The sequence below is a fragment of the Litoribacterium kuwaitense genome, assembly GCF_011058155.1.
Classification (GTDB): domain Bacteria; phylum Bacillota; class Bacilli; order Bacillales; family DSM-28697; genus Litoribacterium; species Litoribacterium kuwaitense.
In genome coordinates this window covers 1-23118 of sequence record NZ_JAALFC010000035.1, presented here as the reverse complement: position 1 = coordinate 23118, position 23118 = coordinate 1, and the positions used below count along the sequence as shown (strand labels likewise).

Annotated in this window: 25 protein-coding genes and 2 pseudogenes; 19 read left to right on the top strand and 8 right to left on the bottom strand. The window is 42.0% G+C overall.

The features are described 5' to 3' along the window. Window positions 1–2 precede the first annotated feature (2 nt). A complete protein-coding gene (locus G4V62_RS14975; protein ID WP_165203585.1) occupies window positions 3–797 on the top strand; it encodes a sugar phosphate isomerase/epimerase family protein in 795 nt (264 codons plus the stop codon). A 274-nt stretch (window positions 798–1071) separates the two neighbouring features. Here the strand turns inward: G4V62_RS14975 and G4V62_RS14970 are convergent, their stop codons facing one another. Further along, window positions 1072–1497, bottom strand: coding sequence for a hypothetical protein (locus G4V62_RS14970; protein ID WP_165203583.1), 426 nt, complete (start codon window positions 1495–1497; stop codon window positions 1072–1074). 282 nt (window positions 1498–1779) lie between these two features. Here G4V62_RS14970 and G4V62_RS14965 point away from each other — a divergent pair, with 282 nt between their 5' ends. The 8 genes from G4V62_RS14965 to G4V62_RS14930 all read left to right on the top strand — a co-directional run bounded on the left by G4V62_RS14965 (window position 1780) and on the right by G4V62_RS14930 (window position 10835). Next, window positions 1780–2493 carry a PIG-L deacetylase family protein gene (locus G4V62_RS14965; protein WP_165203581.1) on the top strand — a complete coding sequence of 238 codons (714 nt, stop codon included), beginning with the start codon at window positions 1780–1782 and terminating at the stop codon, window positions 2491–2493. A 275-nt stretch (window positions 2494–2768) separates the two neighbouring features. Further along, the gene (locus tag G4V62_RS14960) at window positions 2769–3704 is read left to right on the top strand and encodes an ABC transporter permease (protein WP_165203579.1); all 936 of its coding nucleotides are present in this window, start codon (window positions 2769–2771) and stop codon (window positions 3702–3704) included. Between the two features lie 20 nt (window positions 3705–3724). Continuing rightward, window positions 3725–4615 carry a carbohydrate ABC transporter permease gene (locus tag G4V62_RS14955; RefSeq protein ID WP_165203613.1) on the top strand — a complete coding sequence of 297 codons (891 nt, stop codon included), beginning with the start codon at window positions 3725–3727 and terminating at the stop codon, window positions 4613–4615. A 57-nt stretch (window positions 4616–4672) separates the two neighbouring features. Then, the gene (locus G4V62_RS14950; protein ID WP_165203577.1) at window positions 4673–6241 is read left to right on the top strand and encodes an extracellular solute-binding protein; all 1569 of its coding nucleotides are present in this window, start codon (window positions 4673–4675) and stop codon (window positions 6239–6241) included. 80 nt (window positions 6242–6321) lie between these two features. Next, the gene (locus G4V62_RS14945; protein ID WP_165203575.1) at window positions 6322–7470 is read left to right on the top strand and encodes an exo-beta-N-acetylmuramidase NamZ family protein; all 1149 of its coding nucleotides are present in this window, start codon (window positions 6322–6324) and stop codon (window positions 7468–7470) included. A gap of 73 nt (window positions 7471–7543) precedes the next feature. Then, a complete protein-coding gene (locus G4V62_RS14940) occupies window positions 7544–8491 on the top strand; it encodes a GNAT family N-acetyltransferase (RefSeq protein ID WP_165203573.1) in 948 nt (315 codons plus the stop codon). Between the two features lie 120 nt (window positions 8492–8611). Beyond that, window positions 8612–9661, top strand: a complete 1050-nt coding sequence (locus G4V62_RS14935; RefSeq protein ID WP_165203571.1) for a serine hydrolase domain-containing protein — start codon at window positions 8612–8614, stop codon at window positions 9659–9661. A gap of 154 nt (window positions 9662–9815) precedes the next feature. Next, window positions 9816–10835, top strand: a complete 1020-nt coding sequence (locus tag G4V62_RS14930) for a YheC/YheD family protein (RefSeq protein WP_165203569.1) — start codon at window positions 9816–9818, stop codon at window positions 10833–10835. A 97-nt stretch (window positions 10836–10932) separates the two neighbouring features. Here G4V62_RS14930 and G4V62_RS14925 read toward each other — a convergent pair whose 3' ends face one another. The 3 genes from G4V62_RS14925 to G4V62_RS14915 all read right to left on the bottom strand — a co-directional run bounded on the left by G4V62_RS14925 (window position 10933) and on the right by G4V62_RS14915 (window position 14175). Then, a complete protein-coding gene (locus G4V62_RS14925) occupies window positions 10933–11739 on the bottom strand; it encodes a MerR family transcriptional regulator (RefSeq protein WP_165203567.1) in 807 nt (268 codons plus the stop codon). Between the two features lie 77 nt (window positions 11740–11816). Next, complete coding sequence (locus G4V62_RS14920; protein ID WP_165203565.1) at window positions 11817–13166, bottom strand: dihydrolipoyl dehydrogenase family protein; 1350 nt, start codon at window positions 13164–13166, stop codon at window positions 11817–11819. 178 nt (window positions 13167–13344) lie between these two features. Beyond that, window positions 13345–14175: a hypothetical protein gene (locus G4V62_RS14915; RefSeq protein ID WP_165203562.1), complete on the bottom strand. Its 831-nt coding sequence runs from the start codon at window positions 14173–14175 to the stop codon at window positions 13345–13347. Between the two features lie 257 nt (window positions 14176–14432). Between G4V62_RS14915 and G4V62_RS14910 the strand changes: the two genes are divergently transcribed. The 5 genes from G4V62_RS14910 to yunB all read left to right on the top strand — a co-directional run bounded on the left by G4V62_RS14910 (window position 14433) and on the right by yunB (window position 18029). Beyond that, window positions 14433–15287: a DUF72 domain-containing protein gene (locus G4V62_RS14910; RefSeq protein WP_165203560.1), complete on the top strand. Its 855-nt coding sequence runs from the start codon at window positions 14433–14435 to the stop codon at window positions 15285–15287. 14 nt (window positions 15288–15301) lie between these two features. After that, entirely contained in the window at window positions 15302–15709 is a 408-nt protein-coding gene (locus G4V62_RS14905) for a bifunctional UDP-sugar hydrolase/5'-nucleotidase (RefSeq protein WP_165203558.1), read from the top strand. Beyond that, window positions 15706–16689, top strand: coding sequence for a bifunctional metallophosphatase/5'-nucleotidase (locus G4V62_RS14900; protein WP_165203556.1), 984 nt, complete (start codon window positions 15706–15708; stop codon window positions 16687–16689). The genes G4V62_RS14905 and G4V62_RS14900 overlap by 4 nt, the downstream gene beginning before the upstream one ends. A gap of 62 nt (window positions 16690–16751) precedes the next feature. Beyond that, complete coding sequence (locus G4V62_RS14895) at window positions 16752–17057, top strand: YunC family protein (RefSeq protein WP_165203553.1); 306 nt, start codon at window positions 16752–16754, stop codon at window positions 17055–17057. A gap of 201 nt (window positions 17058–17258) precedes the next feature. Beyond that, window positions 17259–18029: a sporulation protein YunB gene (gene yunB / locus G4V62_RS14890; RefSeq protein ID WP_165203551.1), complete on the top strand. Its 771-nt coding sequence runs from the start codon at window positions 17259–17261 to the stop codon at window positions 18027–18029. 25 nt (window positions 18030–18054) lie between these two features. On the opposite strand, the pseudogene G4V62_RS14885 reads toward yunB, so the two are convergent. Both G4V62_RS14885 and G4V62_RS14880 read right to left on the bottom strand, forming a co-directional pair. Further along, window positions 18055–19049 (bottom strand): annotated as a pseudogene (locus G4V62_RS14885) (M23 family metallopeptidase). A 45-nt stretch (window positions 19050–19094) separates the two neighbouring features. Next, the gene (locus tag G4V62_RS14880) at window positions 19095–19769 is read right to left on the bottom strand and encodes a YhcN/YlaJ family sporulation lipoprotein (RefSeq protein WP_165203548.1); all 675 of its coding nucleotides are present in this window, start codon (window positions 19767–19769) and stop codon (window positions 19095–19097) included. Window positions 19770–19888: 119 nt separating this feature from the next. Here G4V62_RS14880 and G4V62_RS14875 point away from each other — a divergent pair, with 119 nt between their 5' ends. After that, a complete protein-coding gene (locus tag G4V62_RS14875; RefSeq protein ID WP_376768315.1) occupies window positions 19889–20182 on the top strand; it encodes a YutD family protein in 294 nt (97 codons plus the stop codon). 52 nt (window positions 20183–20234) lie between these two features. Here G4V62_RS14875 and G4V62_RS14870 read toward each other — a convergent pair whose 3' ends face one another. Further along, window positions 20235–20468, bottom strand: coding sequence for a cytosolic protein (locus G4V62_RS14870; protein ID WP_246218463.1), 234 nt, complete (start codon window positions 20466–20468; stop codon window positions 20235–20237). Window positions 20469–20638: 170 nt separating this feature from the next. On the opposite strand from G4V62_RS14870, the gene G4V62_RS14865 reads away from it, so the two are divergent. Together G4V62_RS14865 and nucF are read left to right on the top strand one after the other, a co-directional pair. Then, on the top strand, window positions 20639–21088 hold the full coding sequence (locus tag G4V62_RS14865; RefSeq protein WP_165203544.1) for a DUF86 domain-containing protein: 450 nt from the start codon (window positions 20639–20641) through the stop codon (window positions 21086–21088). A 10-nt stretch (window positions 21089–21098) separates the two neighbouring features. Beyond that, window positions 21099–21863 (top strand): 5' nucleotidase NucF, encoded by a 765-nt coding sequence (gene nucF, locus G4V62_RS14860; protein WP_165203542.1) that lies wholly within the window; start codon window positions 21099–21101, stop codon window positions 21861–21863. Window positions 21864–21868: 5 nt separating this feature from the next. Here the strand turns inward: nucF and G4V62_RS14855 are convergent, their stop codons facing one another. After that, window positions 21869–22357, bottom strand: a complete 489-nt coding sequence (locus tag G4V62_RS14855; protein WP_165203540.1) for a phosphatidylglycerophosphatase A family protein — start codon at window positions 22355–22357, stop codon at window positions 21869–21871. Between the two features lie 120 nt (window positions 22358–22477). On the opposite strand from G4V62_RS14855, the pseudogene G4V62_RS21110 reads away from it, so the two are divergent. After that, window positions 22478–22816 (top strand): annotated as a pseudogene (locus G4V62_RS21110) (hypothetical protein); the annotation flags it as partial. 200 nt (window positions 22817–23016) lie between these two features. Next, window positions 23017–23118 (top strand): YutH/CotS family kinase-like spore coat protein (locus G4V62_RS21105; protein ID WP_512698560.1); only part of this gene is annotated, 102 nt, incomplete at its 3' end.

Genomic DNA, 23118 nt, shown 5'->3' with positions numbered 1-23118 from the left:
TGATGTCACATTTTAAAAGTAAAATTGCTGCTCAATTGTATTCGGTCAGAGATGAATTTGAAAAAGACTGTGAGGGGACTTTAAAGACTTTAAAAGAGATCGGGTTTGAGGCGGTACAACTCGATGGCATGCGTGGGAATGACCCTCACGATGTTGCGGAATTGATAAGAAAGTATGAATTTAACATTGCAGGCATGCACATTGACCATGATCGATTTCTATATGATTTGGACGGCATTATTGAAGAAGCCTATATCTTTGGGTGTAAAACAGTCTACGATAAATACATTAATGACGAAAAACAATATGAAGACGGTTACCGTGAGACAAAAACAGCGCTAGTTCAGGCAGCAAAAAACTTAAGCGCTTTAGGGTTTAGGATCGGATTGCACAATCCTGAATACGATTACAATAACATAGTCGATGGTAGAAAAATCTTGGATTTCATGACTGACCCTGTTCACGGCGTTTGTATTTACGCTGAGCCAGATACATATTGGATGGCTGTCGCCGGCGAAAATCCTGTAGAAAGCATTAAGAAATATAGCGGAAGAGCCCCTGTTGTACATTTAAAAGATTTTAAGAGCGGCTATGAGCCAACGGATATCAAGAATAATCTAACAGAGGTCGGAGCCGGTGAAATTGATATGGAAGCGATCATTCATTGGGGAGAAAACCATGGTGTTGAGTATTATTGTATTGAACAGGACTACTCATCTATCGGTATATTTGATAGTCTAGCATTTGGTTTTAGTCATGTCATGAATATTGGCAAAGCTTTAGAGAAGAATGACTGACCGTACAATCGTAAAAAAACAGACAAAAACACAGACAGGAAAAACATTTTGTTTTTCTGGGTCTGTGTTCTTAATTTAGAGATATTACGTTCTACGATAAGAGTGTGTCGTTATGAATACGCTACTCTAAGCTACCAAGTGCCAATATTCGTATCCTACGTAACTATTGAAAAGTGAATACTAAGATAAACAAACTCTTTAAGTCAAACTCATCAACGTATTGCAAAGTGAAACATCGATGTTGGGTAAGGAAAGAGATCACAAAAAAAGATTGTTACATGAGGATACTGATGACTTTGTTTGGACCATCGCTAGACGTTTCGGTCATCGTCCAGTTCGTGGAAAGCATTTGTTTAAGCACTAAGTATTGATCTTCAGTGACTTTTAACTGCGTAATGCCATTCTCCACGGTGACGTAATCATCCTTCAAGATGTTAAATTTCATTTTTAATAAGCTTTGGATTCCGTAAATGGTGACGAATTTGATTTGGTAACCGTCTTGAATGATCGAATGAAAAGCGTCTTTGTTCTGCTTCGCAAGTTTAGACAGCTCAGTAAAATCATAATGAGGCTGTAATACTTCCCAAGACGATACATCACCCGCCGTCGCTTTTTCGATAATTTCGTCGTCAGTAATTTCTTTTCTTCGTAAACTTTCAATCATATAAGCGTCCATTAAAGAAATCTTATTTACACTCATGATTTGTGTTTACCTCCAATCTATGACCTTTTCGTTGTTTGTAAGTATATCATACTGGTTTATTTAAGCAGTAAAAAAGGCCGAGGATATATAGGTTATTGCGTAGTACGGAGATTGAAGTAGGAGTTTCGGTGAAATAAAATTACAAAAAAGTTTAAAATAATATAAATTTATATGTTGAATTAAGAGATTTCATGGTATAGTAAAACGTGATGAAGTTGAGCTTTGTTAGATGATTATTGTTCTAAAAATACAGAATTATAAGAAAGTGAGGATGAGGATATGGGACAGAGAAAGCATTTTGTAGCTGTTGGTGCTCATTGTGGTGACGTAGAAATTCAGGCAGGTGCCATCGCGCATAAATACGCGCGAGCTGGCTGGGATGTTACGTTTCTTCATTTAACAGCTGGAGAGAAGGGAAACCCTCAGCATGTCACCGTTGAGGATTACCGAAGACAGAAGATTGAGGAGGCGGAAAAAGTCGCACACATCTTAGGTGGCAGTAGTATCACGCTAGATTATAAAGATGCTGAACTAGCGTTTAACGATGACATCGTTACGCATGTTGCGACCTTAATGCGCAAGCTTAGACCGACGGTTGTCGTAACGCATTGGGTCAACAGTATCCATCCCGATCATGTGTTATGTCAAAGAATTGTAGAGGCAGCCCAATTGAAAGCTGGTTTGCCGGGATTTGATTTGGACGGTTTGGCGCCTCATTATTATCCGTTTTATCATAGTGAAAATTGGGAGGATATGGAGGACTACGATCCGGATATTTATGTAGATGTATCAGATGAATTTGAAACATACCTAGAGGCGCTAGCAAATTACTGGTTTATTATGAATTCGTCATCGTTCCGATACTTTGATTATTATAAAGCATTAGGGACAGTGAGAGGATGTGTCGGACGTGTTACATATGCCCAGACATTAAAGTATCCTGCAGGTGGAAATGTTCGAAAAAGCGGATTTATTCCTGGGCATGAGTTTTAACAATACTTCTGATCGTAAGCGGTGAGCTGAGATGATGAGCCCGTGTTACAACGATGCTTCTTATGAAAGCGATATCATATATGAGTGAGTAAAATCTGAAATTTGCTTATCTTACATGAGCTTCACCCGCAGCGAAACAGTAGGCCGCATTTAATGCAGTTATCCTGTGTCAGTCAATATCCGCTTATTCGCAACCATCGTTGCGCGGAGAAAGTATATAGAAAAAAGTCGTCATAGTTTGAAAAGGTCTCGAGGGAGGGAGAGAAGCGAAGACGATGGTGGAATATTCTGTACAGAAAACCCCCAAAAAACGAAGGCCATACTGGCGGAAAGTGAAATTAAACTGGCAGCTATACGTATTGTTGGCTCCGGGGTTACTATACTTTTTCATTTTTAAATATTATCCGATGTATGGCTTACAGATCGCATTTAAAAATTTCCGTGCGATCGATGGCATTTTTGGTAGTGACTGGATTGGGTTCGATCATTTTAGCAGGTTTTTTTCGTCATACTACTTTTGGGATTTAATGATCAATACATTAGGAATCAACTTATATGGTTTGGCGCTTTTTCCGATTTCAATCATCGTTGCTTTGGCATTAAATGAATTAAGAGACGGGTCATTTAAAAAGGCGGCGCAAACGATTACGTATGCTCCACATTTTATTTCGGTCGTCGTTTTTGCTGGAATGATTATCGCCTTCTTAGATCCAGCAACGGGTATTGTCAACAATGTCATGCAAGTTCTCGGTATGGAGCCAATGTCGTTTATGACTGCGCCAGCGTGGTTCAAGTCAATTTTCGTCTGGTCTAATGAGTGGCAAAATTTAGGTTGGGGCGCCATCATTTATTTGGCGGCGTTGGCTGGTGTCGATCCACAGCTTCATGAGGCGGCAACAATGGATGGTGCGACAAGGTTGCAACGAATTTGGCATATCAATTTGCCAAGCATTATGCCGACGATTATTATTCTCCTCATATTAAATATGGGAAATATGATGTCGATTGGATTCGAAAAGATTTTGCTGCTACAAAACCCTCTTAATCTGGAATCGTCTCAAGTGATTCAGACGTATGTCTATGAATCAGGTTTGCTTCATGGTCAGTATAGTTATTCAACAGCCGTTGGTCTCTTTAACTCAGTCATTAATTTTATGATTTTAATCTTCTTTAATCGATTGGCAAGAAGGACGGGTACAAGCTTATGGTAAAAGGAGTATCCAATATGGGGATGAAGCAGACCAGTCGAGACAGGGCCTTTGACATTTGTAATAAGCTTTTCGTTTGGTGTTTAATCATCGTCATTTCTTATCCCTTGATTTATATCGTTAGTGCATCGATCAGTGATCCTGCATATGTGAATTCTGGAGAGATGTGGCTGTTACCGAAAGGGATCACATTTGAAGGCTATGCGCGTGTTTTTCAAAACAGCGAGATTTGGCTAGGGTACCGCAATACAATTTTATATACTGTCTTAGGAACGTTTATTAACTTGGCAGTAACTCTGCCAATGGCATATGCCTTGTCGAAGTCTGAGCTGATTGGGAAAAAAGTCATTATGGCGTTACTTGTGTTCACGATGTTTTTTGAGGGTGGCTTAATCCCGACATATTTACTGGTGCGTGATTTAGGCATAATCGATACGATTTGGGCGATGGTTCTCCCAAATGCGGCGGCGATGTGGAATATTATTGTGACGATGACATTTTTTAAAGTGACCATTCCAAAGGGGTTAGAAGAAGCTGCTGAGATTGATGGCGCTTCTCAAATCAGAACATTCTTTCAGATTGTTTTGCCTTTATCAGCACCTATTATCGCTGTGATGGCGTTGTTTTATGGCGTAGGGCACTGGAATCAATATTTTAGTGCATTAATTTATATTCACGATCGGGAATTGTTTCCATTACAGTTGTTTCTGCGTGAAATACTCGTGCAGCAACAATTGACGACCGAGCTTATGCAACAAAGTGGAGCGGTGGAAGCATTAAGTGAACATGCAAGAATTGCGGACATCATTAAATACGCGGTAATGATTGTTTCCGCCGCGCCGTTACTCATGATCTATCCCTTCTTACAGCGATTCTTTATTCAAGGTGTGATGATAGGTTCGTTAAAGGAATAGTCTTTCACCCGATGCATGATCATGGTTGGCAGTTTTTATAAAAGGGGAGAGGTTGATTTGAACAGGAAGAGCAGTTTTTGGATGCTGATGACCGTTATTGTGATAGCGATTACAGGTTGTAGTAATGCTGACGAAACGGGGGGAGATACTTTAGCAACTTTTAACGAAACAGGCTATCCGATTGTAGAAGAGCCGATTACGTTAGAAATGATGGGGAAACGGTCGCCGATTCAACCAGAATGGGGAGAGATGGGCTTCTTTCAGGACATGGAAGCATTGACGAATATCCAATTTGACTATCGAACGGCAACAAATGAGGATTTCGTGCAAAATAAACAGCTTGCCTTTGCGAGCTTGGAATTGCCAGATTTATTTTACGGCGCGGATTTAACTGCTGGTGAAGAAGTAGACTACGGTTCTCAAGGATTGTTAATTCCTTTGGAAGATTTAATCGCTCAATATGCACCTCATATTCAACAGCTATTAGACGAAAATCCTGAGCTCGAAGCGTCAATTACAACACCGGATGGACATATTTATGCGTTGCCAGCGCTTGATCAAGCACCGACATCTAAAACGCCGATCATGTGGATGAATGGCCCGTGGCTGCAAGCCATGGGTGCCGAAAAACCAGCGACGATGGAAGCGTTTTACGAACTATTAAAGCGTATTAAAGAGGAAGACCCTGGAAATGTCGGTGAAGTCATACCGCTTACTGCCAATACGCCAGCAGACCTTCGTGTCGGTTTGTTACCCAATTTTGGTATTGTACAAAATGAAGGTATCTATACGGACGGAGATGTTGTCGAATATGCTTGGGTCCAAGATGAGTTTAAAGCTTACCTCACTTATATGAATAGACTTTACGAGGAAGAATTGTTAGACAACGAAATGTTTTCACATACGTGGGAGCAATTTGTCGCAAAAGGTGATCGGACAGGCATTTTCTCTACGTGGCCAATTGTACAAGTCGGATTTGAGGACCCTGCCGATGCATTGAATTATCCGATTCTTCCGCCAATGACGAGTGAAGTCAACGACATAAAACAAACCATTGAATACAGCGAAGTTTTCCGTGGGCGAGCGGCGATTACAAAAGACAACCCGCATCCAGAAGCGACGATTCGTTGGCTGGACTATTTATATTCGGAAGAAGGAACGATTCTGTCTCGTTTAGGAATTGAAGGAGAAACATATGAATGGAACGAAGACGATCAATGGATTCTTTTATCACAAGATGGTTTAAGTACGACAGAAACGAATGCACAGCATGCACCTGGTGTAGGAACGAGCGTACCTATGGTTTTGACAGAAGCGTTTTACAGTAAAGAAGGCGGCAATTCTGCCATTCTCGAAATCTATGAATGGGTGAACGAAGAGTTAATTCCTTATGCGAAAATGCCCTATCCGCAAGTGTATTTTACGGTCGAAGAGCAACAGCGAATCAGTATGTTAAAAACGGATATTGACAGTTATTTTGAACAGATGGAAGCGAAGTTTATCACCGGCGCACAACCAATTGATGAGACGTGGGACGAGTACGTCGAAACATTACAGCAATTAGGGATTGACGAGTTAGTTGAGCTGAACCAGGCTGCTTATGATCGTTGGCTGGAAACGCAATAAGAGCTTTTGTTAACCAATTGGCTGTGTAACTTGATGTTGCACTTAGCTACTAGCGCACATTAAAAAAGTGAGGGATGTCATTGAAACTTGGACTGGATATTTTTTTGTCACACGAATATGTAAACTTCAAAGGAAAACGGATTGGTCTAGTTACGAATATGACGGGTGTGAATGAGAGGCTCGTCCCCTCTGTCGATTTATTTTTCGAGCACCCTGATGTTCATCTAACGACCTTATACGGACCAGAGCATGGAATCCGTGGAGATGCAAAGGAAGGAGAGAAGGTGAGCTCTACTGTGGACCCTTCTACGGGTTTGCCTGTGTATAGTCTTTATGGAATGACGAGGAAGCCGACAAAAGAAATGCTTGATCACGTCGATGTCATCGTCTTTGATTTGCAGGATATTGGCTCACGGTACTATACGTATATTTATACGATGGCCTATGTGATGGAAGCTTGTGCTGAGTTTGGTAAGCACTTTGTTGTGCTCGATCGTCCTAATCCGGTCAATGGGAGCGATAGGGAAGGGAATTTAGTTGAAGAAGACGTACGTTCTTTTGTCGGAATGTTCCCACTCCCGAACCGGCACGGATTAACTGTAGGAGAATTAGCTTTACTCTATAAACACGAGTTCAAATATTGTTGCGAGTTAACTGTAGTTCCAATGCAAGGATGGAAGCGAGACATGTATTTCGATAACACGGGCTTGATTTGGATTCCCCCTTCGCCAAATACGACGAACATCGATATGAACATTTTATATACAGGAACATGTTTAGTTGAAGGCACTAACCTTTCTGAAGGCCGGGGAACGGTGAGGCCCTTTGAGGTTATTGGCGCTCCTTTTATCGATGGACAAAAGCTTGCTAAAGCCATGAACGAAATTAATATAGCTGGCCTACTTGCACGACCGACGTCATTTTTACCTACCTACCAAAAATATCAAGGTGAAGTTTGTGGTGGGGTGCAGCTTCATTTAACTGATCGCACTAAATTACACTCTTTAAAAGCCGGGCTTCTTCTATTAGAAACGATCATAGAAATGTATCCAAGACAATTCCAATTTGTCGAGAATGAAGATGGTAAATTCTTTTTTGATCTCTTAGCCGGCACTAAACAGTTAAGAAAGCATTTATTTGACGGGACGGCAAAAGATTTTCTCCATTCGTGTGATGAACAACTCGAAAAGTTTACGAAGCAAGCACAACCTTATTGGCTCTATCACTAATGAATGGGATTCTTGAGGTCTTAGGTGATACGAACAATAAAATGAACGGAGTCGTATTGAAGGAGGAAAAAGAATGGTGACGTATCGACATTACGAGCCTGGTGATGAACGAGACATCTTACAGCTCTGGAATCAATCATTATGGAAAGATCCAATCACGCCAAAACGTTTTCGGCATCTCGTGCTACTGGATGCTAATTTTGACCCTGAAGGAATGCGTTTGGCTTTTGATGGAAATCGTCTTGTTGGGGTTGTATATGCAGTGCGTCGGCTTCTGCCAATGACAGGGACCGACGTTGAACGAGAGAATGGTTGGATTCCGTTTTTCTTTGTGGATGAGGCTTATCGTCAAAGAGGTATCGGCACATTTTTGCTGAGAGAAGCAACAGATTTTTTGAAAAGGAATGGTAGACAAAACCTTTTCTTTGCTTCTTATGCACCAAATTATATTATACCGGGTATTGACGAGGAATCATATTCTGCAGGGTATCATTTTTTGTTGGCCCAAGGGTTTCAAAAACTGTATTCACCGGTAGCAATGGATCGAAGTTTAGTTGATTTTCAGCTAACAGACGACATCAAAGTACTTGTGGACAAAAGAGAAGCAGAAGGATATTCTTTTACGCTCGCAGCTGATCAAGACCTTTATGAATTGATTCAATTTGCCAATTGTACCTTTAACCCAGATTGGGGCAGAGCTATTCGTGAAGGAATCTTGCAAGGCTTGCCGTTAAATCGAATCATTGTCGCTAGAAAAGAGCGAGAAGTTGTCGGTTTCTGCATGTTTGGGGGGTATGAAGGTGTACGAGAGCGCTTCGGACCGTTTGGTGTAGATCCTGCAGAGCAAGGGAAGAAGCTAGGGAAAATTTTATTACACCTATGCTTGCAGAAAATGAAAGCTGAAGGCTTACACGGTGCTTGGTTTTTATGGACGGGTGAAAAAACAAGCGCAGGTATTCTTTACGGGAAAGCTGGCTTTCGTATTACACGAAAATTTCATGTAATGAAGAAAGATTTATAGAAACAAGTCCGGGAAGAGGAGTGATGATTGAACAGAGAGGCAACCTTCGACTTAATTTAAGGAAGGGGGGTTGTATCTTTTTTTAGCAGTCAATCAATGAACAAAGGGAGGCGATCATTGATGAAAGAGGCTCTCATCCATTTTTTACAAAAAGAAGTTGCACAAAGTCATATTCCAGGAGCCGCTATGGTTGTGTCACATGAGGGGAAGGTCATCGTGAAGGAAGCTGTCGGGCATCGAATGGTCTATCCTTACGAGGCACCGATGGAAGTGGATACTGTCTTTGATTTGGCTTCTTTGACGAAGGTCGTAGCGACAATGCCGGCAGTGTTAAAGCTGATTGATGATGGGGAAATTCGTTTAGACGACCCTGTCCCCTTTTTCTTGCCGGATTTTGCCCAGAACGGTAAGAAGGAGGTGACGTTAAAGCATTTGCTCACGCATACTTCAGGTTTGCCAGCGCATCAGCCATTTTACAAAAAGCAATGGTCAGCAGAGCAAGTGATGACACAAATTTTTGCTAAGCCTTTGGAATATCGGACAGGGACGAAAGTTGTTTATAGCGATATAGGTTTTATTACGTTGCATCAAGTGATTGAAAAAGTGACTGAGCAGTCTTTTTCCTCATTTGTTCAAGAGCAATTGTTCAACCCGCTCATGATGTATGATACACAGTTCAACCCCGATAAACAAAAATGTCGTTTTGCGGCGACGGAGTTTTGCGAAGCTCGACAAGCTTATAAGTGTGGGGACGTGCACGATGAAAATGCCGAATTGCTTGGAGGTGTGAGTGGTCATGCGGGGCTGTTTTCGACGCTAAACAATTTGGGGATTTTTGCTAGTATGATTGAAAATCACGGAGTGTATCAAGGGAAGCAAATTTTATCAGAAGCAGCATTGTCACTGGCAAGGCAAAGTTTTACGATGTTTGCACCTGAACAGCGGGGGCTAGGCTGGATGTTAAAGAGCGAATCTTTATCATCATGTGGCGATTTATTTTCCGCATCCTCTTACGGACATACTGGATTCACAGGAACAAGCATCTGGTTTGATCCGGCCGTTAAGTTACACGTTATCCTCTTGACGAATCGCGTACATTTTGGCCGACAGCCCCATATTTTAAGGTTAAGAGCCCGTCTGCATAATTTGATTCGGGCATATTTCTCTTGAATGATGCTATTGTTTAGTCTAAAAAAATTAATATGGTAGTAAATTCCTTTAATAAAATTTAAGAATTTCATTTGGTTGAATGTTATTGCTGGCTGCAACCTTACCACTTATCATTAAGACGTTCTAATCACTTTGTAGAGAGCTGGTGAGGTTCATGCCATTAATTGGAATGTTGAGGAAATACAAAAATCCGATGATGAAAGATACAGTTGCCGCCATGTTTGCTAAGGAGCATCAAGCTGAAGCTATTTTTTTTAATCCGGCTCAAATTGATTTTGAAAAAAAGCTTATTTTTGGTCAGATGTATAAGTTTGGTGAGTGGGTTGAAGAGGTTACGTATTTTCCGGATGTCATTTATAACGATATTCCGCTTAGACAAGATGAGCCTATATATAGGCAGTTGCAACAAGAAGGTCTACCTTTTACAACTCATCGTTTAGGAAAAAGTAAACTCGAATTTCAAGAACAAATGAAGCAAAATGCTTTTTTATCTAAGTATGTGATTGATACGATCTCTTTTAAAGATGTAGAGCAGTTAGATATGCTTCTACAGGAGCATCGAACTGTTTTTTTAAAGCCAAATCGTGGTCATAAAGGGTTGGGAATTTTCATATTTGAAAAATTTCAGGATGAAATTCATGTGTCTAATGCAAGTGGGCTACAGAGCAAAATACCCCATAAAGAATTAGGACAGTATGTCATGAATATTAAAGATATTGAATATCATCACCTTCAGCCTGGAGTCAATTCAGTAACGAGGGAAGGGAATCCTTTTATCATTAGAAGCTACGTTGGGCGAGATGGAGCTGGACAATGGCGGTTATTTTTTCACTATGCGGCGGTTAGTCCTTCAAAAAATAAAATTGTTAATGTCAGTGTAGGGTCTTCCATAACGTATATTACACAGTTTTTAGACCAGATGTATGGTGAAAATGCGAAAATGATTAAATTGAACTTGAACAAATTGGCCATAGAAACTGCAAAGCAAACACAAAGCATGGTGGAGCCGACCGTCGACGCATTAGGGATTGATTTCGGAATAAATGAGCATGGTGATATTTATATGATTGAAATCAATGCTTTTCCGGGAACGAGGCCATTCGAAGCGCTAGTTGAAAGCCGAGCAATTCCGTACACATTGTTTTTGGCAAAACAGCGTATGGAAAATAAATGAGCATTCTTGCTAGCGCGTTACACAGTACAATTCTGACCCTAAAGGTTTCGCGTAAAGCGATAGAACAAGGAAAGAACAGACGTTAAAGTGTGACATCCTAGTCTATAGGGAAATATATATGTACATAGTATAAAGGTGAATCATTAACGAATTGGTGCATATAGTACATTTCATAATATTCGTTGATCGGTTTCGTGTTATTAGTATCTGCGTATTTTTCGGCTTGGGTTATGATTTTACTTAAATACATAGGATCATTAAACGGGTTGCCGATGTAATTAAACCGGAGGGCTTGGACAAAGTGAACCTTTTCAATGTCATCACACTCACTCGGGATAATATTAGAGCAACAAACACGTCCTTTGTTCGGCGAGTGACGATGCTCGATTGTATTCATAAATCCTAAAATCGATGTTTTCGTCCAAAATGGGTCATCGACACCTTCTGCTTGAATCGGATCATCAATGTTAAAGCCTTTGTCGTCAGCAGTAAAGCTCAAGGCACGACAAATATAAATAAAATCATTTTCTACGTATTCAATTGCGTTTGGATTGATTTTAAATGACTCCATCCGGTCGTTAAACTCTTGTAGGAAATGGATTTTTTGATCAATGATGCGACGCTCTTCTTTTAACGTGTCAATGTAATCGTCGTTAAAAGAGGTTGCTTGATCTAAGTTCGTGTAGGTCAACCACTCTTTAATTTGTTGTAGCGGTACGTTTAATTCTCGTAATAAAGTCACGTTGTTAAATTTAAGTGCGTCATTTAGTGTATAGTAGCGATATTTGTTATCTCTGATCTCTGTCGGGGTGACGAGATTTTCTTTATCGTAATATCGAACTGTATCAGCGGAGACGTTGTTAAATTTCGCAATATCGCCGGTGCGGAAATATTTATTGCTCATGGATGTTTCTCATTCCCCTCAATCAAATAGTACAAAAAAGACTTGTATGGTATCTACGACAAGTCTTTTTGTATCGGTTATTGATGATTATAGGCTTCTGTGCTCATCATAAGCAACAATTCGCTATATCCAGGGTATGGGTGAATGGCTTCTTGTAATTTGTAAAAAGGAATATTTTGGGATTTTAAAATTTGTAGTTCACAAAGCATTTCACAGGCACGCTCGCCTAAAATACTTGCACCTAAGATCAAGCCTTCATCGTCACAAATAACTTTTGCCATGCCGTCTGTTTTCTCATCAACGACAGCACGGTCGACATCGCTGTAATTCATCGTATAGACGGCGATGCGGTCGTGATATTTTTCGCGCGCTTCTGCTTCGGTCATGCCTGATCTCGCCAGCTCTGGCTCCGTAAATGTACACCAGGCGACATGATCGAAATTGATGACCTTTTTAGTTCCTGAGAAGGCGTTTCGCATCGCATGCTTTCCTTGTAATCCGCCTGTATGTGAAAACAAGAATGGTCCGACGACGTCACCGACTGCGTACACGTTAGGTACGGATGTCTCGTAGTATTCGTTGACTTCAATTCCTTTTGCATGGTAAGTGACACCGATCTGATCTAAATTTAAGCCTGCTGTGTTGGGTTTTCGTCCTAAGGCGACTAGCATGTTTTCAGCAGTGATGTCTTTTTCTTGTCCATGCTGTTCAAAAGTGAGGGTAATTCCTTTTTCATCCTCCTTCACTTTAACGGCTTTTGCGGATGTATAAAACGCGACACCTTCTCGCTGCAAAATGGACTGGACAGCCTGTGCCATGTCCTTCTCTTCGCGGGGTAAAATGGTTTCTGCCATTTCGACGACCTTGACTTGGACGCCTAAGCGCTGCATCGCTTGGGAAAGCTCAACTCCGATCGCGCCTCCGCCGAGAACGATGAGCTCTTTTGGCAGTTCTTCAAGTAAAAAGACTGTCTCATTCGTTAAATAGTTTACATTCTCTAAGCCGTTTATCGGTGGAACGAGAGCGGAAGAGCCTGTCGAAATGACGATTTTATCCGCTGTGATGTCATCGTCATTGACCATTAAAGTGTTTGCATCTTTGAATGAAGCAGACCCTTGTACATACGTAATGCCTGCGTCTTCTAGGACTTCAACCGCTTCGCCTTGGTGAGCCGTTTCGATCAAATGCCGTACTTTTTCTAAGATTTGTTTTGATTCAATATGAATTGAGCCAAATTTTTGCGCGTTTTTAACGTCTTTAGCGATTTGAATGAGCGCTTTACTAGGAATACATCCTGACCATGTACATTCTCCGCCAGGCTTAAATTGATCAATGAGAACAACTTTTTTATGCAACTGGACCGCTTCAAAAGCTGCATTTAATCCGCCTGCACCTGCTCCGATAATCGCAACATCATATGTGTTCATTTTTTTGCACCTCTTTAAATGATTTATTCTCAATGCTGAGTATGAACTATGGAGTCGTTCCAGAGTCAACACTGTTTGACGATAAATGAAGAAAGCGTTGAGATCATTTACGACAAGCCATTTCAACTAGAGGCACTGTAATGATGAACAAAACTTCAGACAACCCATTCAATTTACTTTAGTTGTTGAACCAAACAAACTGAATAATGGATACGATCCATTGCAATAAGACGAGGCCGCCTATAATGAGTTCGAAAAAATGGGCCGTTAACACTTTGTCCCCTGAGACATAAATCTTTTTAAAACCAAGGAATGAGAAATGATGACTGATGTACAATAACACATTATAAAATGTGGAATGGGTAAGTAAGAGTGCTGTAAACGGCAGTGACATTGCGTGACGACTGCTCGTATCGACGGTTTCGTGGTCATGAATTGCACCTTCTGGGTTAATCCAAAAGTAATAAAAGATGATACATGTAAGCAGAATAAACGAAATGCTGAAAGGTTGCTTCCGATAGTCGATCCAGCGGAAAGGTTTGTGTTCATTTTGTAAATTTTCTTCAACTTCTTCTTTTGTAAAGGTGTTTTTTTCGTATTTCACGGCTAGAAAGAATGTGACAACCATGGCGACAACGTAAAAGATTGTGACAAATACTTCATATTCAAAATAACCGGTGATCATGATGTAAAGAAGGAGCAAGCTAAAGCCGACCCATATAATTCCGGGTATCCGATCTGCGGATTTGTTGAGGGCTTGAAGTTTTTTCGTCAAGGCGCCTCGTTTCTCATCGAAGCAAACTTGCTCAGTGCTCGTGGATAAGCGTGCTTGTAAAAAGCTGACAACAAATAAGGTGTAACTGCCAAGCAGTGCCCAGGTAATCATTGTTTTCATTTCGTCGTAGACTGTATAAAAAATATATATGGAATAGGTATGTAAGATGAGTGATCCTGTCATCGTTATACCGATGACGCTCGCAAAAAGTAAATATGGAATGATATGTCTCACGCGTTGATTCCTCTCTATATCTATGTTTTTCGCAACTGTGATCATAATAGCCAAAATAAGTATATCAAGTGATAGGTGATTAGGAAAATCATGGTTTGTGCAATATTGTAATTCGTCGTATATGTTAAGCTCGATCCCGTCATTATGTAATGAATGTGTTTTGCCTCACTTTATCTGAAGTACATGCACGATTTTACAGAAGTCGTATTTTTTTTGATACAATGTAAGCAGTATAAGTACGAAAGGGTTTATCGATCATGATTTATGTTGGTGTTACAGGGTGGGGGGACCATGACATCCTTTATTCGCAAGTTCCTGCGCATCAAAAGCTAGCGGTTTATAGTGAGCACTTTCCCGTGGTGGAAGTGGATAGCTCTTTTTATGCCATTCAGCCGCAAAAGAACTATGAAAAGTGGCTGCATGATACGCCGGAAGGATTCCGTTTTGTCGTAAAAGCTTATCAGGAAATGACAGGTCATCGGCGTGGAGAAGGAACGTTTGATTCCAAAGAAGAGTTGTTTGCTGCTTATAGGCATTCTATTGAGCCGATGCGGGTGTCCGGCCGGCTCGGAGCGATCCTCTGTCAGTTTCCTCCGTGGTTTGACTGTACGCGTGAGCATGTTGCTGTTTTGCGAGATATGAAACGTCGTCTGTCAGACTTGCCATTAGCGCTTGAATTCAGGCATCAGTCGTGGTTTCATAATGGAATGCGTGAGAAGACACTTCAGTTTATGAAAGAGGAGCAATGGATTCATAGCGTGTGCGATGAGCCTCAGGCGGGTGATGGATCGATTCCGATCGTGCCGGTCGCTACATCAGAGACAGCAACGCTGATTCGCTTTCATGGCAGGAATACTGCTGGCTGGCAACGGCAAGGACGTACGCGAGAGGAATGGCGCAAAGTTCGTTGTTTATATAAGTATAGTGAGCGAGAATTGCGTGAGTGGATTCCGTTGATTCAGAAGCTCACAAAAGCATCGGACAACGTCTATATTTTGTTCAACAATAATTCAGCTGGCGATGCAGTTCCAAATGCGAAGCAATTGATTGAGCTTTTAAATTTGGATCAGACGGACCGGTTAGCAGCTAAACAGCTGGATTTATTTGATTAAAAAGGGGAGAGCTTATGCCTGAAGTGGTTCAGTTGATTCATACGAACGATTTTCACAGTCATTTCGAACATTTTGCAACAAACGCGGCTGTCGTTCGAGACATTCAAGCTGCCAGCCGCAACCAGCATGAGGAAACGATCACCATTGATCTAGGGGATCATATGGACCGGTTCCATGCCATTTCTGAAGCATCGAACGGGCAAATGAATGTCAGATGTCTGAATGAGCTCGACTATCAGTACGCGACGATAGGAAATAATGAAGGCATTACTTTGAGTCAAGCAGCACTAAATGATTTGTATGACGAAGCGGCATTTACGGTCTGCTTAGCAAATGTGATCGATCAAAAAAACAAAGACATCCGCATTGGTGTAAGCCATACGCCATCCACGAGACAAGGGAAGGCACACGCATTGCTTTGATTGGCTTAACAGCACCTTTTAAACATTTCTATGAGCTCCTCGGCTGGGATGTTCTGGATGCAGAAGAAGTCTTGCCGCCGCTATTGCACGAGCTAGAGGACGAAGCGGATATCATTGTTCTTCTTTCGCACCTTGGATATTGGACAGATGTCAGTTTAGCCGAAGCGTTTCCGGACATTGACGTGATTTTAGGTGCACATACACATCACGTGCTTCCTGAAGGAGAAAGAGTGGGTGACACGTTGATTTGTCAAGGGGGGAAGCATGGCAAGTATGTTGGACAAACGACGCTTACGATTGAGGGGGGGTGCCTCATTCATTCAGAAGATCAGCTTCATCAGGCGACGAACAAACCGAAAGATAGGCAAGCGGTGGCATTATTAGAAGAGCTTCATGCCACTGCCGAAGAGGATTTGCACGTGCCGATTGGTACTCTTGATCAACCACTGACACATAACTGGTTTTCGCCATCAAATTTCTCAATGATGCTGGCAAAAGCTTTACGGCAATGGTGTAAAGCAGATATTGGCATGGTAAATGCTGGTCTGCTTCTGCAAAGTTTACCTGCAGGAGCGGTTACAGAAAAAGATATTCATGAAGCTTGTCCTCACCCCATCAATCCGTGCTTAGTGACATTAACTGGGGCTCAATTGCGAGAAATTGTCAAAGATGCATCCACCGAAGAAAAGATTCATTTACGCTTTAAAGGGCTTGGCTTCCGGGGAACCTTAATGGGTATCATGGTTTATGATGGACTTCAAACGTCGACAACGAGCGATACTGGCAGGGAAACGATGACCATTACAGTTCATGGAAAGCCGCTCGAGCCGGACCGTTTATATCGAATTGGGACGGTCGACATGTTTACTTTCGGCTCTCTTTACCCACAGCTCGTTCGTTTACCAAATAAGACATATTTCGTCCCTGAAATGCTTCGTGACTTGATTGCTTGGGCGCTTTCCAAGCCATCACCTGTCTAGGAATCGGGCACACGCTTGCTGGTCTTCTTTCATAATATACTTTTGAAAGGAGGCCGGGGAGAATGGTCACAATGACCCCAATTGATGTTGAAGGACATACGTTTACGGCAGTAACTGTCCGTTTACCCAAAACCAACTTTATGGCGGTGACTGGGGAGAACGGTTATGTAATGTGTGGGGCTCTTGACGTCGCTTTATTAAATGAAAAATTAGCCGACCGCCGCATTTTAGCTGGACGGGCTGTGGGCGTTCGTACAATTGACGACTTACTCAATGCCCCATTAGAATCTGTCACAGACGCAGCGAAGGAACAGGGTGTTGACCGCGGTATGTCTGTAAAAGAGGCGCTCATCCTGATGAATGGGTAGATACGGTATATAAATATACGGTGATGAAAGGTCCTCAAGCAGGACCTTTTTTACAATATATTATGTAAGGTATTAGAAAGAGTATCGTGATCAATGTGAATAGCGAGTGTTGGTTGAACATCCGAATTTTTATTAAAGCTTGTTCGCTTCTAATCGTCCCTTTTACGTGCATATAGTAAAAAGGACAAAGGAGGACTCGCTATGCGCAAGCTGTACATCTCAAGAAGGCGTCGCCGTTCTCTTCTCATTAGCTTCCTCGTTTTTATTCTTTTATCTATTCACGGTGTCTGGCTTGTTAATAAAGGCATTGAACCAACAATTATGGATTTGGCAAAGACAAAGACTGATGAACTGGCTAGAGAAGCGATTAACCGTACCATCATTGAGGATATTGTTGGCGGTGTTGATATGCGTGAACTAGTGATTCTGCATGAGCGTCCGTCAAACAATGTGAGCTATAGCTTTGATCCACAAGTTTACAATCAACTTCTGTCCAATACGATTCAGCGTGTAGAGATGTATTTAAAAGATATTGAAAAGGGAAAAATTGATGATTTAAATAGCTTTGATGCACCAGAGCATTTAAATAACGTCTCGTGGACGACAGATGAACAAGGAATTGTTTACTGGGTTCCTTTAGGGGTATCTACGCGGAATGCCCTATTAGCCAATTTAGGTCCGAAAGTGCCTGTTCGCTTCAGTTTAATCGGAGACGTTAAAGCAGAAATTGATACACAGATCTCTAAAGTCGGTATCAACAATACGTATTTGGAACTGTTTGTTGACTTAACGGTGCAATTAAATGTCATTATTCCTTCGACTAAAGAGGTTACTGTCGTCCAAAATACGATCAAAATTGGCGACTTATTTATTGAAGGAGATGTACCGCAATTTTATCAATCGAGCGGTTCGGCGTCGCCTATTGTACCAGTTCCTGCACAGCCTGATGATTGGAATGGTGATGAAGAGTAACAAAAATGAGCCTATAAATGGAGGCTCATTTTTGTTTGTTACGGGTTTCGCGCTCCCAAGCTTTAAGAGAAGGATATGGGTCAAACGAAAATTCGGTATAACCATTGTCTTTGTACATGCCGTAGTGCAAATGAGGTGGGAACTTCCCTTGTGTTCCAGGAGGACCGTATCCTGAACTGCCGACAGTACCAATCTGTTGACCGGGAGTCACGAATGAGCCGACCTCGATCCCATCAGTAAAGCCTTGAAGGTGAGCAAAATAATGATAGACGTTCCGCGTATCGCGAATGCCAATACGCCATCCCCCAAATTTGTTCCATCCTTTTACTTCAACAATGCCGTGTACGGTTGAAAGTACCGGTGTTCCGTAGGAGGCGAAGATATCAGTTCCTTCATGAATGCGTAATCCTCCAAAACCTCGTCGGTCTCCCCATGTGTTTCGGTATGAATGATTAAAGTGGAGTGGTACTGGGAAATGGTGTTCGTTTAATTCATGTGTTCCTGCTGCTTTGTATATATCTGACATAGAAATGATGGAGCGTACGGTTTGATCGCGCTGATAGCGCCGCCACAATGCTTCTTTGATATGGTCGCGATTGTAACCATAAGGCGTCATTTCTTCGCTTAAGGCTACTAGCACATCTTCAGAATTTGTCCGTTCTGCTTTTCCATCGTCATTCCCGTCCATGCCTTTACCGAAAAAGATATTGATCATCCAAGGAGAGGAGAGCTCTTTTTTGGTGATAATAATCCAGACCATTGCTCTTCTGTATAATAAACTCCTATATTTTCAGCTTTGGGCAAGTCTTTTCGGACAGCACGCACATTGCGTTCATATTGGTCGATTGCAGCCCACGTGTGCCATGGAATATGCGTTATTCCTTCCATTTTTTCGTAAAGTGCTCGTTCGGTCGTTTTGCTTTGCTCTTCTTCGGCTGCAGCTACAATGGCTGGAAGAGACGAGGTGAAAACGACGACACATAAAATGAGGAAAAGGCAATATTGGTATAAACGCTTCATTGTTCGCCTCCTTTCCTGATGAATAATTGATCAATGGAAAAAGAATTATTGTCCCATTCGCTTTTTCGCGTCTTGAGGTGCGCTGTCTTTGTACCATTTAGATTGGCCGTTGCGTTCACCATTTTCATTTTCGACGGTGCTTACCTTTTCTCCCTGAGGATAATTGGCAATCATATGCTCAATCATTTGGTCTACTTCTGTCCGCGTTGCTTCTGCCTCGGCAGGTAATTCTCCCAAGCGCTCTAACTCAGACTGTAAATCCGCATCATCAGCTACGTATACGTGATACCACCTTGGGATAAGAGACAGCGCTGACTTTTTCACTTGATCCGCCAGCTCTTCTCGATCGTCACCGTTTCCTTGATAGGCTATAAGCACTTCTTTATCCGTTGCTAAGGTCGTCGTGTCAGATACGTCATCAATGGACGTTGCAAGTTCACTAATCGCTCCAGCGAGATGGCGTTTATTAATGCTAGGTGAAGCGACGCCGCCCCGATTGAGAAGGTCTTGCTCACGAACTCGTTCGGCAGCATAACCATTCTCTACTTTTCGTAAGCCTGCAGAGTTGGTATCATAAAGATTGTTTGGAAGCTGTTCAGTTGTTAATCGTGGCTCGTCGTGTGTATCTCTTTTATAAAGTGCCTGATCAGAATCTGTCTGTTGGCAGGCAGCTGTACACAGCAAAATCAGGAGCCACGGCGTTGCTTTTTTTATGTTCATGGCGATTCCTCCTTGTGCATTAGGATGCCTCGGAATCCAAAAGATTTTCCATGAAATATATGGTGATCAAGCCCTGGTGAGAATATGGTAAAATAGGCAAGAGAAAGGAATGGGACATCGTGGTACAAATCCAGGGAAACCAATATGAAGTTGTCGAAAATTTCCGCGAAGCGTTTAAGGAAGATGCCTTTAAAGAACGCTATAGTGATATTTTAAAAAAATATGATTTTATTGTAGGCGATTGGGGCTACAACCAGTTAAGGCTAAGAGGTTTTTATGAAGACGCGCAAAAAAAGGCGCCTTTTGATAAAAAGATCAGCACGCTGACTGAGTATTTATACGAGTATTGCAATTTTGGCTGTCCTTATTTTGTGTTAAAAAAAGAAAACAAAGCCTCGGATGCGAACGAATAAACCCTGGCAGTGTGGGGTTCAAGAATGCCCACTTGCCAGGGAAAGGGAAAGACTAATTTTTTTCAGGAGCATCTGCGTTTTGGTGCTGCCTGTTTGAATCATCATGAGGTGGGTGAGCACCGGGCTCTAATCGCATTGTGTCCTGGTGGAATTCTTTGTCATTATAGTTAAATGCGCTGTAATAGCGTTGACCATCTTTCCAAGGCGTGCTTTTATTGATGACCGGTGTGTGCTTGTTACGAGGTGAACCGTACGGCCCTTCAGGGAGCTGTTCCGGAATCAGCATATTTCTACCCGCTTCTACATTTTTAAAATCCGTGTATTTTGTTTTCAAAACGTACCACTCCTTTTTGGAACGGATGTTGAGGCAAGCCATATACGAATACGATATCCCAACCGAAGCCTCGTTATTCTGTAAGTGTTAATGAGGGAGTGACAGAGAAGAGGAGGAACACCATGTACTTTGTAGACCGAAACGATGTAGAGGATCGACTGCAGTATATTGAAAAGTTAAATGATATATATCAAACCAATCAATCATGGACGACAAGCATGGAAAAGCTTGCTTTAGAACGTCTCGTTCATGGGTGGATTGAAGCCATTGTCGATACTGGAAATTTATTAATTGATGGGTATTTCATGAGAGATCCCGGAGGCTACGCAGATATTATTGATATTTTAGAGGACGAGCGCGTAATGTCTAAAGACATCGCTGCACAAATTCATCATTTAATAAAGCAACGGTCGTTAATTGTTCGTGAGCTAACGCAGATCGATCATCAAAAATTATTTGAGGATACAAAACAATCTTGGGGGGCTGTGCAAGCATTTCCTGAGCTCGTGCGAAGTTATATGAGAGAAGAAACGTCGGCCAATGCATTTAAAAACAATCCGCAGCAAATTTAAGGAGACACCTATGAAAACGTATGAAGGGTTTTTAATTGATCTTGATGGAACGATGTATCGTGGTAAAGACGAGATTAAGGAAGCGACACAATTTGTTCAGCAGTTAAAAGCAAATGGACAACCATACTTATTTGTCACAAACAATTCGACGAAGCGGCCAGAAGAGGTCGCAGAAAAATTGGCGTCTTTTGGTGTTCCTGCTGGCCCAGAGCATATCGTGACGACGAGCATGGCCACTGCTCAATATATGAAGGAGCGGAATCAAGGGAAGCGCGTCTATTTTATCGGACAAGCAGGTCTTGAGCATGCTTTAACAAGTGAAGGGTTTGAAGTGACAGAGGCTTCCCCAGATTATGTCGTTGTTGGTTTAGATCCGGAGGTAACATATGAAAAGCTTGCAATCGCTTGTTTAGCTGTGCGTAAGGGCGCTTTTTTCATTTCCACGAACTCTGACCGTGCACTCGTCACCGAACGAGGATTTTTACCAGGCAATGGCGCTATTACGTCTGTTGTTGAAGTGTCTACAGGACAACAGCCAGTTTATATCGGAAAACCGGAAGCCATTATTATGGAGCAGGCCATTTCACGAATGGGGTTACCGAAAGACAAAGTTCTCATGATTGGCGACAATTACGATACAGATATCGTTGCGGGCATACGGGCTGGTGTTGATACATTACTCGTGCATACAGGGGTGACGACCGCGGAGCATCTAAAGTCGGTTGAAGTTATGCCAACGTGGACAGCGACATCTTTAGCAAACATAAATATTTAAGGTCGTTATTCTTCGCCACGAGAGCTATGGGCGAGTCGACTGGAAGCTGCGGCAGCAATTGCACCAACGATATCGTCTAAAAATGTATGACAAAGTTTATGTTCTTTATCGTTAAGGTACTTTAAAATACCAGGCTTTTCCTTATCGATGTATCCGTAGTTCGTAAAGCCAATCGATCCATAGATATTGACGATGGAGAGGGCAATAATTTCGTCAACACCATACAGGCTGTCATCATGCAATACAGATGTTAAAAGCGGTTCTTCCAGCTTATGATCTTCGGCCAAGCGGTCCAGTGCGATGCCAGTAAGAATCGCATTTTGTACCTCTCTCTTTTGAATAACCCTCCGAACGTGATGTTCGCATTCATGAACTGTTAGCTCATCGTGGTATGGCTCTTGGAGAAAGTAGACGAGTTCTGCAATGTCCTCCGGTGTAACGCCTCGTTCATCGAGCCAGCGGTGAGCAACAGTTTCTAGCTTTTCGTTAACCATGTGATCTTCACCGTTCCTTTCCGTCTCTTAGAATGCTCAGCTACTGATTTCCTATACGGTGCCATTTCAGGCGTAAAGCTTCAAAAGCGTTCATATGGTTTAAAAAGGGGGCATTCGTGTATGGAAACTGAATTTGAGAAGGTGTATGGTTTATCACTAACCAGTGCAACAGGAGAATGGTTCATTGGGGAAAAAGGCCGCTATCTATTTGCACCTGTTGCCCATTTAAATAAAGCAGAACGAAAAAACTTACAACAATTACTTACTACAAATTTACAGTCACTGTCAGGAGCTACGCCTATTCCTGCAGCAAATAAGCGTTGGATTGTACGGGTCAATGGCAATGAAGGTATCTTATTTCAAACGAGTACCCACTTTCCTGTAACGACAGAGCAAGGAAGAGAACTTGCTTCTTTTCAAAATCACGCTTCTGTGGTACCTGCTTCCAGTGGAGCACTCAATATTTTAGGGAAATGGCCACAGCTATGGGGCACTCGGCTAGATGCCGTTTCCGAACAGCAAAGCACAGCCATGGACTGGTGTTGGAAGGCGTTGGGTGAAAATGCGATCGCCTTAGCGAACGATGCATGGATGGACACGACATCACAGCAGCAGGACGTAGCTGTGTTGTCGAGGCGAAGCTATGATGTCTCTTCTCCATATTTTTTCTGCCAGTCAATTGGTTATTTGATCACCCCGTACGTGATCTTGCTGAACATATTCGACCATGGTTATCTTCAAAGCCTGAGCAAGCAAATCAA

Coding starts and splice junctions, on each gene's coding strand:
- G4V62_RS14975 (WP_165203585.1), top strand. CDS start 3: ATGTCACATTTTAAAAGTAAAATTGCTGCTCAATTGTATTCGGTCAGA.
- G4V62_RS14970 (WP_165203583.1), bottom strand. CDS start 1,497: ATGAGTGTAAATAAGATTTCTTTAATGGACGCTTATATGATTGAAAGT.
- G4V62_RS14965 (WP_165203581.1), top strand. CDS start 1,780: ATGGGACAGAGAAAGCATTTTGTAGCTGTTGGTGCTCATTGTGGTGAC.
- G4V62_RS14960 (WP_165203579.1), top strand. CDS start 2,769: ATGGTGGAATATTCTGTACAGAAAACCCCCAAAAAACGAAGGCCATAC.
- G4V62_RS14955 (WP_165203613.1), top strand. CDS start 3,725: ATGAAGCAGACCAGTCGAGACAGGGCCTTTGACATTTGTAATAAGCTT.
- G4V62_RS14940 (WP_165203573.1), top strand. CDS start 7,544: ATGGTGACGTATCGACATTACGAGCCTGGTGATGAACGAGACATCTTA.
- G4V62_RS14935 (WP_165203571.1), top strand. CDS start 8,612: ATGAAAGAGGCTCTCATCCATTTTTTACAAAAAGAAGTTGCACAAAGT.
- G4V62_RS14930 (WP_165203569.1), top strand. CDS start 9,816: ATGCCATTAATTGGAATGTTGAGGAAATACAAAAATCCGATGATGAAA.
- G4V62_RS14925 (WP_165203567.1), bottom strand. CDS start 11,739: ATGAGCAATAAATATTTCCGCACCGGCGATATTGCGAAATTTAACAAC.
- G4V62_RS14920 (WP_165203565.1), bottom strand. CDS start 13,166: ATGAACACATATGATGTTGCGATTATCGGAGCAGGTGCAGGCGGATTA.
- G4V62_RS14910 (WP_165203560.1), top strand. CDS start 14,433: ATGATTTATGTTGGTGTTACAGGGTGGGGGGACCATGACATCCTTTAT.
- G4V62_RS14905 (WP_165203558.1), top strand. CDS start 15,302: ATGCCTGAAGTGGTTCAGTTGATTCATACGAACGATTTTCACAGTCAT.
- G4V62_RS14895 (WP_165203553.1), top strand. CDS start 16,752: ATGGTCACAATGACCCCAATTGATGTTGAAGGACATACGTTTACGGCA.
- yunB (WP_165203551.1), top strand. CDS start 17,259: ATGCGCAAGCTGTACATCTCAAGAAGGCGTCGCCGTTCTCTTCTCATT.
- G4V62_RS14880 (WP_165203548.1), bottom strand. CDS start 19,769: ATGAACATAAAAAAAGCAACGCCGTGGCTCCTGATTTTGCTGTGTACA.
- G4V62_RS14870 (WP_246218463.1), bottom strand. CDS start 20,468: ATGCTGATTCCGGAACAGCTCCCTGAAGGGCCGTACGGTTCACCTCGT.
- G4V62_RS14865 (WP_165203544.1), top strand. CDS start 20,639: ATGTACTTTGTAGACCGAAACGATGTAGAGGATCGACTGCAGTATATT.
- nucF (WP_165203542.1), top strand. CDS start 21,099: ATGAAAACGTATGAAGGGTTTTTAATTGATCTTGATGGAACGATGTAT.
- G4V62_RS14855 (WP_165203540.1), bottom strand. CDS start 22,357: ATGGTTAACGAAAAGCTAGAAACTGTTGCTCACCGCTGGCTCGATGAA.